The sequence below is a fragment of the Avibacterium sp. 21-586 genome (assembly GCF_026226775.1).
Taxonomy (GTDB): domain Bacteria; phylum Pseudomonadota; class Gammaproteobacteria; order Enterobacterales; family Pasteurellaceae; genus Avibacterium.
The window spans coordinates 572,312-584,681 of the sequence record NZ_JAKKOD010000001.1; the positions used below are offsets into that span (position 1 = coordinate 572,312).

Below are 12,370 nucleotides of genomic sequence, written 5' to 3' on the forward strand. Positions count from 1 at the left end.
TCAACTGATGAGACTCGCTCTATTATATGATATGCTGATTTTATAACATATAATTATTTTTATCAGAATTTAGATATCGGATAATGAATAACATCGTACTCATAGAGTAACTTACGCTACCGTATGCAATTACAGCAAATTATTATTAATGCATAACTTGACCGAAAGAACTGCAAGCTAAATTGTCTCTTATTTTACTTAGCATAGAGAAGAACCCATAAAGGAAGCTTTTGAAGCTTCCCATATTTACCCGGTAGATTGTGCTGTAACTGGTTTAGTGAACACTCTTAATAAAATATAACCACCAATTGCGGACAATGCAGATCCAATTAAAATTCCAACTCGAGCAAAACTTACCATTTCATTTTCCCCTTCCCCCCCAAAAGCTAAACCTGCAAGGAACATTGACATAGTAAATCCTATGCCACATAACAAAGCAATAGCAAAGATTTGCTTAAAATTAATTCCTTCAGGTAATTTTGCTATTCGTAATAAAACAGAAAGGTAACTGAATAAAAATACGCCCAGTAATTTCCCTACAAACAACCCTAAAATTACGCCAAGAGTAAGAGGAGAATTTAAGGTTTCAACTCCCATGCCAGACAAAGATACACCTGCATTAGAAAAAGCGAATAAAGGTAAAATAAAAAATGAACACCAAGGTGCAAGAATATGCTCCATCTCATGCAATAGCTTCCTTCCATTTTTACCTTTTAAAGGAATGCTAAACCCAATGATAACGCCCGCCAAAGTCGCATGTACACCAGATTTTAATACCGATACCCACAAAATTAAACCGACTATCACATAAGGACCTAAATTTGATACTTTAAAGCGATTAAGCAAAATTAATCCAATAATCGCAACACTTGCTAGAATCAATGCTCGAGTACTTAAATCTTGTGAGAAAAACAATGCAATAACGATAATTGCACCTAAATCATCTATAATTGCGAGAGCAAGTAAAAATACCTTTAATGCAAAAGGTACTCTACTCCCCAATAAACCAAGCACACCTAACGCAAACGCAATATCTGTTGCCATAGGAATAGCCCACCCCTGTTGATAGTGAGGGGTATCTTTATTGATAAACCAATAAATTAGTGCGGGAACTATCATTCCACCGATGGCGGCAATTCCAGGGAAAATAGCCTTTTGATAACTTGAAATTGCCCCAGTAAGCAATTCTCGTTTAACTTCTAGCCCTACTAAAACAAAAAAGACTGCCATAAACCCATCATTTACCCACATCAATAACGGTTTATTAATCTGTACAATTGAACCAAATTGAATCACCACGGGTGCATCGAGAAAACTAAAATAAAACCGACTTAATGGTGTGTTCGCAAGCAAAATGGCAAAGGCTGCAAAAAATAGCAATAACATTCCCCCTGCGGCTTCCATTTTCATAAAATAGCGAATATATCGAACCATTAACCTCTCCTGAAATATAAACATTGGCTAATTAGCCTAAATAAAATCAACATTATTGCATGTTAACAAAAATGATCCTTTATTTTTCTAACATAGAAATAAAAAGTTGGTCAATAAAAATCCAGAAAATTGACGTTATGCGTTGAAAAATTAAAAAGTTTACTCAATTTTTAACCACTCTTTTTCATTAAAGCTGCTGATACAAACGCCTTGCATTGGCATCAGACATACTTGCAATATAATCACATACCACACGTTGTTTATGCATTTCATCCGCATTACGCCATTGTTCAAATACATAAGGGGGTAATAAACGCTCAGGATTATTGGCAAAAACTTGAAACATCTCTCTCAACATTCTTTGTCCTTTGTATTCAATCCGTTGAGTATTAACGTCACAAATCACATATTTCCAAACAAAATTCTTAAATACTTTCAGCACTGCAATAACATCTGAGGATAATTCCGCATTATAACGAAGTAATGGTTCTGAAAAATCTGCACTAATTTTCCACCGCACATTAGTAATAAAATAATTAACCAACGCACCAATGGCATTTTTTCGCTCATAATGATAAGGAGAAAATAAATTACGACTAATTGATTCAATATGTTGTTTGATCCATTCAGAATCACAATCTTGCAATTTTTCAAAGGCTTCTTGCCATTGGTGTTGATGCACCATTCCTAGCACAATAGCATCTTCTAAATCATGAACGCCATAGGCAATATCATCAGCCAACTCCATAATGCTACAATCTAAAGACTTGTAGCAGGTTTTTAAGATTTGTTCTGGACTTTTTCTTTCATTATTTAATCGTTGAAATAAATGACGATCTTTTTCTGTCAATGGACTAAGCAACCAAATAAAGACATCAAGATCATCACGAAACAAACCTTTACCCGGTATCCAATCGGCCATTTTCGGTTTATTCAAGCTGTCTTGGTGTAATTGGGACATTGCCGCATATTGCGGAGAAACGTTATCTAAAAGAGCTGGATATTTAACTACACCTAATAAAGTGCGACGAGTTAAATTCATTCCTGCATCGGGTGTGTAAGGTTCAAGTTTAGTTAACAGGCGAAAGGTTTGAGCATTGCCTTCAAAACCACCGTGATCACGCATCATATAATTTAGCGCCACCTCCCCACCATGTCCAAAAGGTGGGTGTCCAATATCATGTGCAAAGCACAAGCTTTCAATTAGATCATTGGAAGGCAATAAGGGCTTTAGTTGTTTTTGTAAGGTGTTTTTATCCGTCTTTAATTGATCAGCTAAATGTGCAAATGCTTCCGTAAATTTGAGCTGTGCCACCAAACTACTTCCAATCTGTGCTACTTCGAGAGAATGCGTAAGACGTGTACGATAAAAATCATTCTCTCCAACTGCATGAATTTGTGTTTTGGCTTGTAAGCAACGAAAAGCTGCACTATGAAGAATACGTCCTCGATCACGCCGAAAGGGCGGACGAAGATCTTTTTCTCTTGGACTATCTGGAACAATTCGTTCATGCCAAAAGCTATTACCAGCATTGATCATTTTATGTAACCCACAAATAAATTAACTTAAAAATAAGAGGTGCAAAAATAGAGCTTAAAATGCCACAAAGGACAAGTGCAATTGAACTATAATTACCCGCTTTAGGATCTACCTCCATACAGCTAACTGTACCTAAAACATGTGATACCGCACCAATAGAAAGCCCGATTGATTCGGCATATTTAATCTTGAACATTTTTAAAATTAAATAACCAAACATAGATCCTTGTAAACCAGCTATTAGCACAACGGCCGCTGCCACAGAAGGTATACCACCAATATTTTTTGCAATTTCCATAGCTATCGGCGTGGTTACCGATTTGGGTAAAATCGTGGCCACAATTTCAAGATCAGCACCGAGCATTAGTGCCAACACTGCACCTACTATCATAGAAAACAAAGAAGAAAGCGTGGCAATGAATAAAATCGTTTTCCAGTATGCTTTGATTTGGCGAAATTGTTCATATAACGGCAATGCGAGGGCAACCACACTCACCCCCAATAAATGATTTAACGGCGCATTACCCACTATATAGTCGGGATAAGGTACATTAAACATCACTACAATGGTGATCAACATTGCCACGGTAAGGATAAAACTATTAAAAATGATTGATTTCAACCGCTTACTAATCTGCAAGGCAACCATAAACACCGCAAGGGTAAGAAAAGTATAAGCGTAAATCATTTGCTCTCCTTAGCCCGTTTTTTCAAGACTTTTTTGCGTAATCCAGCAAAAGACTGTTGAGAAAAAAGATAATCCGCCAAAATGCCACTTAGTACCAATGTCAAAATCGTCGCGATCACATTAGGAATCAAGAGCACTTTGGCTTGGTTGATCAAAAGGTCGGAATATTGAATAATCCCCACACTTACCGGTACAAACAACACTGCCATATAACGCATTAATAGACTTGCACCTGCGAAAATCCAATGCACTTTAATCACTTGTAACATTAAGCAGGCGAATAATAACAGCAATCCCCAAATGCTACTAGGTATACCAATAGGAATAAAATGCGCGATCTGCTCACCGAGAAAAAGCATCAAAAAAAGAATGGCAAAAGAACGTAATAACTGGAAAATCTTCTGTGTCATACTACTATAAATTTGTTAATTTACTAAAATCGTAATAATTCTACTCTTATTTTATTCGTTTTGTTATGGCTTTTCGCTACAATAAGAGAAATTTCAAGCTTTTTTTAAATCAAATATGATCAGAATGTTACAAAAGCGTTTCTTGTTCCTTATTACAACAATATTTTGGTTTCCTCAAGCTGAAGCGGTGCGTATCATTCCTTGCCGTGTTGTGGCAATTTCTGATGGCGATACCTTTCGCTGCTTGCTTGAAAATAACAAACAAATCAAAGTACGTTTAGACAGTATTGATGCACCTGAAAAGAAACAACCTTTTGGCAATAAATCTCGCCAAACCTTAGCAAACTTAATTCATAAGCAAGCGGTTCAGCTACAAATTGTGGGCTATGATCGCTATCAACGCACGCTTGCGACGGTATATAACCAACAAGGGCAAAATGTCAATCTTGCAATGGTAAAACTAGGAATGGCGTGGGTGTATGAACGTTATGCAAGGGATCAACGCTATTTTAGTGCACAGCAACAGGCACGCGCACAACGTGTCGGTTTATGGCAAGATCCGCAACCGATTTACCCTGAACAATGGCGAAAAATGCAAAGCGAACAACGTAAACAAAAACGCCAACAAAAAGAAAAAGGATCATTCTATGGCTTTTAACCCCGCTGAATTTCGGAAAAATTTCCCTTATTTTCAACAACCTAACGCAGCCGTTTATTTAGATAGCGCAGCCACCAGCTTAAAACCACAAGCCTTGATTGATGCTACCGTTGCCTTTTATCAATCCGCAGGATCGGTACATCGCAGCCAATATGATGAACAACAAACCGCACACTACGAACAAGCACGCACAAGAGTGAAAAAGCTGATCAATGCCGAAAGTGAACAAAGTATTATTTGGACATCAGGCACAACGCACGCCATTAATTTAGTGGCGAACGGTCTGCTGCCACAGCTTAGCCCACAAGATGAAATTATCATCAGTGAAGCAGAACACCACGCCAATTTTGTCAGCTGGCAGCAGCTAAGCCAAAAAACTGGAGCAAAATTGATCATCCTGCCATTGCAGACTAACGGCGTTATTGATGATCGTACATTAAAAAGTGCGGTACAAAAAAACTGCAAAATTGTTGCCTTGACTATGATGTCCAATGTAACGGGCGTGGTGCAGCCTTTGGCGGATTTAATCCCGATTATTCGCCGCCAAAGTGACGCACTCATCTTAGCCGATGCGGCACAAGCGATTAATCATCTTTCCATTGATTTACAACAGCTTGACGTCGATTTTCTCACCTTTTCCGCACACAAAATTTATGGTCCAACAGGGCTTGGCGTTTTAGCAGGAAAATTGACCGCACTTAACCCACTTCAGCCCTTATTATTCGGTGGTAAAATGGTGCAGAAAGTCAGTGCACAGCAAACAGAATTTGCCGAATTACCTTATAAACTTGAAGCTGGCACACCCAATATTGCTGGTGTAATCGGCTTTAATGCAGTGCTAGAATGGCTAGAAAAATGGGATAACAATGCCGCACATCAGTATGTCGCGCAATTAAGCAAAAAAATCACCGCTCGCCTGCAACAATACCCTGCCTGCCATCTTTTTGCTTATGGCGATCACAGCCCAATTATTAGCTTTTTATTTAAGCATATTGATCTTTCTGATCTCGCAACCCTGTTGAGCGAACAAAATATTGCCCTGCGCGCTGGCGAACATTGCGCTCAACCTTATTTGGCAAGGCTCGAACAACGTGGTACATTACGCCTTTCCCTTGCCCCTTACAATAATGAGCAAGATATTGAACACTTTTTTAACGCGTTGGATAACGCCTTAGCCTTGTTAGATTGACGCAATGAGAACAGAAATTAAAAACGCCCAAAATTGGGAAGATCGCTACCGTTTCATCATTCAAAGCGGAAAAAATCTCTCTCGCCCTGATGAACAAGCTCTCGCCCAAATGCAGCCTATTTCAGGTTGTGAAGCCAAGGTTTGGTTCAAATTTGAACCCAAAAACGACCGCACTTTTATGTTTAATGCCTTTAGCGAAGCACGCATTATTAACGGTTTACTTTGGCTAATTCTGCAAGAAATTAATGGCAAAACCGCAGAACAATTACAATCCTTTGATTTGACCAATTATTTTGATGAACTTGGCATTGCTCAACGATTAAGCAGCACCCGCTTAAATGGTTTAAAACAAATTGAGCAAATTGTGCGAAATTTATCAATTTGTACAAACTAAATCTGTCAAAAATAAAAAACTTGCTATAATCGCCACAAGCAATTTATCAGGAAGAAGAATGAAAAAAAAACTTGTCGCATTTTTAATTTCTACCTTATTTTCCACCGCACTTTGGGCGGATTGGGAAATGGTGGGCAATGCTGATTATAACTGGGGACCATTTCAAATTTACACCCTAAGTCTCTATTCAGAAACGGGGAATTATCAAGAAAATCAACGCCCTTTAATGCTCTCCTTCAACTTTGACAAGCCCGTAGAAGGCAAAAGTTTCGCCATTAGTTTAATCAAAGAAATGAAATCCCTTAACGTGGAAGGCGATACAGATAATTGGCTAGATGAACTACAAAAAATCTTTCCCGATTTCTCGCCTAAAGATGTGTTGAGCTATATTGCCTTACCCCAAAAAGGCTATTTTATTTTAAATGACACAGTATTAGACAAAGAATTTGGCGATGATTTTAACCGTGCTTTTATCAGCAGTGTGTTATCACCAAAAGGCAGTTACAGTAAAATCTTGCCACAGCTATTAGGCAAAGAAAAAAGCCCACATAGTGAGAATGAAAGGCTCTTACCAACCCCTGAGGTGGAAAAACTTAATGAGGATGAAATCAACCCTCAACTTCCGCCAACATTTGAGATGAATCCACAAATAAAAGAAAACAGCTAATATCGTCTAATCACAAAAAAGCACGCTCAAGCGTGCTTTAAAAACACCATTTTTTCACCGCGCTGTAGTATTATGATTAGGTTTTGTACGAATTTTTCTTTCTAAATACAAGATCATTTGTAACGCAATATCCAGACCGCTGGTTTTTTCGATCATTTCTAGTCCGGGGCTAGCATTCACTTCTAATACTAATAAGCCTTCACTTGAACGGATCAGATCCACACCTGCAACATCTAACCCTAGAGCTTGGCTCGCTGAAAGGGCAATTTGTTTTTCTTGCTTACTTAATCGCACTGGCACTGCGCTTCCTCCGCGATGAATATTAGCTCTAAACTCACCCGCTTGCCCTTTACGTTCCATTGTGGCAATAACCTCAGTACCAATAACAAAACACCGAATATCACCACCTTGTGCCTCACTAATAAATTTTTGCATTAGTACTGATACACCAGAATGATTGAGTGTCTCGATAATGCTACTAGCGCTACTTCTACTTTCCGCTAAGATCACACCAATGCCTTGCGAGCCACTTAACGTTTTCAAGATGGTCGGCGAGCCAATCAATTCAAGGCTTTCTTTCGCCCGCGTTTCACTGCCAGCCAGTAAAGAAGGCGGAACGCCAATACCGTGCTGAACTAAAATCTGCAAGCTCCGCCACTTATCACGCGCTTTAAGAAAAGGCTCAACGTCATTTAAGCAAGCCACACCTTTTGCCTGAAAATGCTGCAACACGGCACACCCCATTTGTGTACTCGCTGCTCCAAACCGTGGCAACACAGCATCATAATCTGGCAATAAATAAGGCTCAGCTTCGTGATTTGGCTGATAATATAAATCAAAGTGCGGTGGCTTTTCACTGAGTTTTAGCATAAAACGATTTGGATCGAGAATATCCATTTGATGCCCACAACTTTCTGCTGCTTCTTTTAAGCGCTGACAACTATAAAGGCGTGGTTCTCGGCATAACATTAATAATTTCATTTTTTATACTTCAACTAATCATATAAGGCTCTCAAATTGTCGTTTTGATATATTACACCAATTACAGCAATGCTAAAAAACTCCTTTATTCTTTTTGCCATAATCAGTACAATTTGCACAAATTTTTATCTCGCTAGGCATTTTGTCTATTTTGCATTTTTATTTAGCCAATATGCTTGGCCTCAACAAAAGGAAATGATTATGTTCGTTGTTATTTTTGGTCGCTCAGGCTGCCCTTACTGCGTGCGTGCGAAAGAGCTTGCAGAAAAATTAAAAACAACCCTATCTGATTTTGATTATCGCTATGTTGATATTGTCGAAGAAGGAATCAGCAAAGCTGACTTGTCTGCCTCTGTGGGCAAACCCGTTGAAACTGTGCCACAAATTTTCATTGATGAAAAACCAGTAGGCGGTTACACCGACTTCGCTGCGTTAATCAAAGAACAATTCAACGTGGTAAACTAATTGCTAACAACACAAAGTGCGGTGAAATTTCACCGCACTTTTTATATCCGCAAAATTTCCCTTGCACATTTTTAAAAATGAATATAAATTCATTTTAAAAGAATAATTATGGGAAAGAATATTATGCGAAGCACAGAACTAGTACAATGGTTTAGACAATCTAGCCCCTATGTGAATATGCACAGAGGCAAAACCTTTGTGATTATGCTTGATGGCGACACCATTGCCAGCCCAAATTTTATCAATATTATCAATGATATTAGCCTACTCCACAGCCTTGGCATTAAATTAGTCATTGTGTTTGGTGCAAGATTGCAAATCAATCATCTCCTTGAACAGCAAGGTATTACACCCACTTATCATAAAAATATTCGTATCACCGATCCTCATAGCCTTGATGTGGTGAAACAAGCGGTGGGCAAATTAAATTATGATATTATCGCACGCCTTTCTTTGCGCCTACCCCATTCTGCGGTTATTAATGTGGTAAGTAGCAATTTTATTTTGGCACAACCCATAGGCGTAGATGACGGGGTAGATTATCAACTCAGTGGAAAAATTCGCCGTATTGATAGCGAGAAAATTCAGCAACAATTAGATCAGGGATCGATAGTACTACTTGGGCCAATTGCTCCTTCTGTTACGGGAGAAACCTTTAATTTGCCTTTTGAAGAAGTGGCAACGCAGGTGGCGATCAAACTTAAGGCTGAGAAATTGATCGCCTTTTCTAATACGCAAGGGATTTTAAATGATCAGCAAGAAACCATTACCGATTTATTGCCACAAGATGCCGAGCTATATTTACATCGCTTTATTTCACAAGATCAATACCACAGCTCACAAGCCCGTTTCTTGCAGGCTGCTATTGAAGTGTGTCGTGCCGGCGTGAAACGTTCTCACTTATTAAGTTATCAAGAAGATGGCTCATTGCTACAAGAGCTCTTCACTCGAGATGGCGTGGGAACACAGCTCTCAATGGAAAATTCAGAAAGCATTCGTCTTGCAAATGTGGCTGACATTCCAGCCTTGTTGGAACTCATTCATCCATTGGAACAGCAAGGAATTTTGGTCAAACGTTCTCGCGAACAGCTAGAAATGGACATCGCCAACTACACTATTATTGATCGTGATGGCGTGATCATTGCTTGTGCTGCGCTTAACCTTTATCCACAAGAAAAAATGGCAGAAATGGCGTGCGTTGCCGTTCACCCAGATTATCGTAATTCTTCCCGTGGTGATATTTTATTAGAAACTATTGAAAAACGTGCAAAAGAACAGCAGATTAAGCAACTATTCGTACTGACCACGCGCACCGTACATTGGTTTCAAGAGCGTGGATTTTCTTTAGCGCAAGTAGAAGATCTCCCCGTAGAAAAAAGAGAAAAATACAATTACCAGCGTCGTTCTAAGATTTTGATTAAAGATCTAACGGTATAGCAAAATAACAAAGGGGCCACACAGCCCCTTATTTTTTATTTTATCTTTAGCCTATTTATTTTATGCCTAAGCAAAGGTATTTTAGCTCTAAAAACTCATCAATGCCGTAGTGTGAGCCTTCGCGCCCAATGCCAGATTCTTTCACGCCGCCAAATGGGGCAAATTCGTTGGTCACCAAGCCTTCGTTAATGCCTACAATGCCATATTCTAAGGCTTCTGACACGCGCCAAATGCGGTTAATATTTTGCGTGAAGAAATAAGCCGCCAAGCCGAATTCCGTGTCATTTGCCATTGCAATGGCTTGTTCTTCCGTTTCAAATTTAAAAATCGGAGCTAAAGGCGCAAAGGTTTCTTCTTTAGCGACTAACATTGTCTGATTAACATCTTTTAAAACAGTAGGTTGGAAAAATGTCCCACCAAGATCTGATGGTTTACCACCAAGCACCAGTTTAGCACCTTTTTGTAGGGCGTCATCAATGTGACGTTGTACTTTCTCCACAGCACTTTTGCTGATTAAAGGCCCCATTGTGACATCTGGTTGATTGGCTTCACCCAGTTTAATTTGTTGTATTTTTTCACAAAATTTTTGCACAAAGGCTTCATAAATTCCTGCTTGAACATAAATACGATTGGTGCAAATACAGGTCTGCCCTGCGTTACGGAATTTAGAGGCAAACACCCCCTCCACCGCACTGTCTAAATCTGCATCATCAAACACCAAAGCAGGCGCATTGCCTCCTAGTTCTAAGGATAATTTTTTCACCGTACTCGCCGATTGTGCCATTAATAATTTGCCCACTTTGGTTGAGCCAGTAAAGGTCAATTTGCGAATAATTGGGCTTTCTGTCAGCACTCTGCCCACTTCCACCGCTTGTGTAGTAGGAATGACATTCAGCAAGCCTTTTGGCAATCCTGCTTGGGTGGCTAATTCTGCTAAAGCTAAGGCAGATAATGGCGTTTCTGGCGCAGGTTTTAACACCACGGCACAGCCAGCTGCTAAGGCGGGTGCAGCTTTTCGTGTAATCATCGCATTTGGGAAATTCCAAGGCGTAATGGCTGCCACCACACCAACAGGCTGTTTCATTGCCATTAAGCGATGATTGCTTTTATCTGAAGGCAACATATCCCCTTGAATTCGCTTCGCTTCTTCCGCAAACCATTGAATAAAACTTGCCCCATAAAGTACTTCACCACGGCTTTCGGCAATAGGTTTTCCCTGTTCTAAACTAATAATTTGTGCAAGTTCTTCTTGATGCTGTAACACCAGTTCATACCAACGGGTTAAAATATTGGCTCGCTCTTTCGGTAATCCCTTTTTCCATTGTTTTTGCGCTTGTTCCGCCGCTAAAATGGCTTGTTCCGTTTCTGCAACGCTTAAATCTGCCACTTGGCAAATTTCTTGTTGCGTTGCCGGATTCAACACCGCAAAAGTTTTCCCATTTATATTTTCTACATATTCACCATTAATATAACCTTTTGTTTTTATCAATGAAAATTTTTGCATTTTTGCCCTCTCTTTTTATTAAAAAGATCATTCTTAAAAGATACTCGCCTAACTCAAAAGTTGTCTAGTCTTTTTATGTTTTCGCTGACAATAAACCATTTTGCACATTTGCACATATATATTTTGTTAACTAGGTCTCAAAATTGAGATTTATTTTGTAAAAATTTTTTATCTTGCGTAAATTTATTTGCTAATTTCTCAAAGTTTTGATATTTATACCGCTCTTTAAAAAAGAGACTGATTTTGAAATGGGATTAGGCTTTCCTCAAAAAGTCTTAACTTGACGCAAAAGTGCGGTCAAAAATATAGCTGAATTTTGCTATTCCTATGGCGATAATAGGGTCAGTTATACTAAGTTAAAATGGATGAATTACGATTAGGAGAAACGAATGGCTCAATCCTCTTTAAGTTTATTAGCCTTAGCTGGAGTGGAATCTTATCAGCCCAAAAAAGATGAAGAATATATGAATGATGAGCAGATTCTTCATTTCAAAAAAATTCTTGAAGCTTGGAAAAAGCAAATTCAAGAAGAAACCTCTAGAACCGTTGCTCATATGCAAGATGAGGCTTCTAACTTTCCAGATCCAGCGGATCGAGCAACGCAAGAAGAAGAGTTTAGTTTAGAATTACGCACTCGTGATCGTGAGCGTAAATTAATGAAAAAAATTGAACATACACTAAAAAAAATTGATACTGGCGATTTTGGTTATTGCGATTCTTGCGGGATCGAAATTGGTATACGCCGCTTAGAAGCTCGTCCAACTGCCGATCTTTGCATTGATTGCAAAACCTTATCTGAAATTCGTGAAAAACAAATGGTAGGCTAATTGCCTATATAGATAATTTTGTCGAACTAAAAAGTGCGGTAATTTTTAACCGCACTTTTGATTAATATCATTTTCACTTTTACTTAAGGGGTTCGCTATTTTAACCTTAATCAAAAATCTGTTTAAGAAAAAAGCAGATAACACAACGAAAGAAGTCGCTATTAAAGCACGTTCTG

Annotated in this window: 13 protein-coding genes; 7 read left to right on the top strand and 6 right to left on the bottom strand. The window is 38.8% G+C overall.

What is annotated here, in order from left to right:
• Window positions 1–246: 246 nt before the first annotated feature.
• The 4 genes from nhaA to L5B71_RS02560 all read right to left on the bottom strand — a co-directional run bounded on the left by nhaA (window position 247) and on the right by L5B71_RS02560 (window position 4,072).
• Window positions 247–1,434 (bottom strand): Na+/H+ antiporter NhaA, encoded by a 1,188-nt coding sequence (gene nhaA, locus L5B71_RS02545; RefSeq protein ID WP_265756822.1) that lies wholly within the window; start codon window positions 1,432–1,434, stop codon window positions 247–249.
• Between the two features lie 187 nt (window positions 1,435–1,621).
• Window positions 1,622–2,974 (bottom strand): anti-phage deoxyguanosine triphosphatase, encoded by a 1,353-nt coding sequence (locus L5B71_RS02550; RefSeq protein ID WP_265756823.1) that lies wholly within the window; start codon window positions 2,972–2,974, stop codon window positions 1,622–1,624.
• A gap of 1 nt (window position 2,975) precedes the next feature.
• Complete coding sequence (locus L5B71_RS02555) at window positions 2,976–3,662, bottom strand: CidB/LrgB family autolysis modulator (RefSeq protein WP_265756824.1); 687 nt, start codon at window positions 3,660–3,662, stop codon at window positions 2,976–2,978.
• Window positions 3,659–4,072: a CidA/LrgA family protein gene (locus L5B71_RS02560; protein ID WP_265756825.1), complete on the bottom strand. Its 414-nt coding sequence runs from the start codon at window positions 4,070–4,072 to the stop codon at window positions 3,659–3,661. The genes L5B71_RS02555 and L5B71_RS02560 overlap by 4 nt, the downstream gene beginning before the upstream one ends.
• Window positions 4,073–4,196: 124 nt before the next feature.
• On the opposite strand from L5B71_RS02560, the gene L5B71_RS02565 reads away from it, so the two are divergent.
• The 4 genes from L5B71_RS02565 to L5B71_RS02580 are packed head-to-tail and all read left to right on the top strand — an operon-like array spanning window position 4,197 to window position 6,980.
• Window positions 4,197–4,730 (top strand): thermonuclease family protein, encoded by a 534-nt coding sequence (locus tag L5B71_RS02565; protein ID WP_265756826.1) that lies wholly within the window; start codon window positions 4,197–4,199, stop codon window positions 4,728–4,730.
• Window positions 4,720–5,919: an aminotransferase class V-fold PLP-dependent enzyme gene (locus tag L5B71_RS02570; protein WP_265756827.1), complete on the top strand. Its 1,200-nt coding sequence runs from the start codon at window positions 4,720–4,722 to the stop codon at window positions 5,917–5,919. Before L5B71_RS02565 ends, L5B71_RS02570 begins: the two co-directional genes overlap by 11 nt.
• Window positions 5,920–5,923: 4 nt before the next feature.
• Entirely contained in the window at window positions 5,924–6,313 is a 390-nt protein-coding gene (locus L5B71_RS02575) for a SufE family protein (protein WP_265756828.1), read from the top strand.
• Between the two features lie 58 nt (window positions 6,314–6,371).
• On the top strand, window positions 6,372–6,980 hold the full coding sequence (locus L5B71_RS02580; RefSeq protein WP_265756829.1) for a hypothetical protein: 609 nt from the start codon (window positions 6,372–6,374) through the stop codon (window positions 6,978–6,980).
• Between the two features lie 54 nt (window positions 6,981–7,034).
• On the opposite strand, the gene L5B71_RS02585 is transcribed toward L5B71_RS02580, so the two are convergent.
• Window positions 7,035–7,961 (bottom strand): ATP-grasp domain-containing protein, encoded by a 927-nt coding sequence (locus L5B71_RS02585; protein ID WP_265756830.1) that lies wholly within the window; start codon window positions 7,959–7,961, stop codon window positions 7,035–7,037.
• 201 nt (window positions 7,962–8,162) lie between these two features.
• Here L5B71_RS02585 and L5B71_RS02590 point away from each other — a divergent pair, with 201 nt between their 5' ends.
• Both L5B71_RS02590 and argA read left to right on the top strand, forming a co-directional pair.
• Window positions 8,163–8,426, top strand: a complete 264-nt coding sequence (locus L5B71_RS02590; RefSeq protein ID WP_265756831.1) for a GrxA family glutaredoxin — start codon at window positions 8,163–8,165, stop codon at window positions 8,424–8,426.
• 123 nt (window positions 8,427–8,549) lie between these two features.
• On the top strand, window positions 8,550–9,863 hold the full coding sequence (argA, locus tag L5B71_RS02595) for an amino-acid N-acetyltransferase (RefSeq protein ID WP_265756832.1): 1,314 nt from the start codon (window positions 8,550–8,552) through the stop codon (window positions 9,861–9,863).
• A gap of 55 nt (window positions 9,864–9,918) precedes the next feature.
• Here argA and L5B71_RS02600 read toward each other — a convergent pair whose 3' ends face one another.
• On the bottom strand, window positions 9,919–11,367 hold the full coding sequence (locus L5B71_RS02600; RefSeq protein ID WP_265756833.1) for an NAD-dependent succinate-semialdehyde dehydrogenase: 1,449 nt from the start codon (window positions 11,365–11,367) through the stop codon (window positions 9,919–9,921).
• Between the two features lie 389 nt (window positions 11,368–11,756).
• On the opposite strand from L5B71_RS02600, the gene dksA reads away from it, so the two are divergent.
• Complete coding sequence (gene dksA, locus L5B71_RS02605; protein ID WP_265756834.1) at window positions 11,757–12,194, top strand: RNA polymerase-binding protein DksA; 438 nt, start codon at window positions 11,757–11,759, stop codon at window positions 12,192–12,194.
• Window positions 12,195–12,370: the final 176 nt, after the last annotated feature.

Coding starts and splice junctions, on each gene's coding strand:
- L5B71_RS02575 (WP_265756828.1), top strand. CDS start 5,924: ATGAGAACAGAAATTAAAAACGCCCAAAATTGGGAAGATCGCTACCGT.
- L5B71_RS02555 (WP_265756824.1), bottom strand. CDS start 3,662: ATGATTTACGCTTATACTTTTCTTACCCTTGCGGTGTTTATGGTTGCC.
- argA (WP_265756832.1), top strand. CDS start 8,550: ATGCGAAGCACAGAACTAGTACAATGGTTTAGACAATCTAGCCCCTAT.
- L5B71_RS02600 (WP_265756833.1), bottom strand. CDS start 11,367: ATGCAAAAATTTTCATTGATAAAAACAAAAGGTTATATTAATGGTGAA.
- L5B71_RS02570 (WP_265756827.1), top strand. CDS start 4,720: ATGGCTTTTAACCCCGCTGAATTTCGGAAAAATTTCCCTTATTTTCAA.
- L5B71_RS02560 (WP_265756825.1), bottom strand. CDS start 4,072: ATGACACAGAAGATTTTCCAGTTATTACGTTCTTTTGCCATTCTTTTT.
- dksA (WP_265756834.1), top strand. CDS start 11,757: ATGGCTCAATCCTCTTTAAGTTTATTAGCCTTAGCTGGAGTGGAATCT.
- L5B71_RS02580 (WP_265756829.1), top strand. CDS start 6,372: ATGAAAAAAAAACTTGTCGCATTTTTAATTTCTACCTTATTTTCCACC.
- L5B71_RS02550 (WP_265756823.1), bottom strand. CDS start 2,974: ATGATCAATGCTGGTAATAGCTTTTGGCATGAACGAATTGTTCCAGAT.
- L5B71_RS02585 (WP_265756830.1), bottom strand. CDS start 7,961: ATGAAATTATTAATGTTATGCCGAGAACCACGCCTTTATAGTTGTCAG.
- L5B71_RS02565 (WP_265756826.1), top strand. CDS start 4,197: ATGTTACAAAAGCGTTTCTTGTTCCTTATTACAACAATATTTTGGTTT.
- nhaA (WP_265756822.1), bottom strand. CDS start 1,434: ATGGTTCGATATATTCGCTATTTTATGAAAATGGAAGCCGCAGGGGGA.
- L5B71_RS02590 (WP_265756831.1), top strand. CDS start 8,163: ATGTTCGTTGTTATTTTTGGTCGCTCAGGCTGCCCTTACTGCGTGCGT.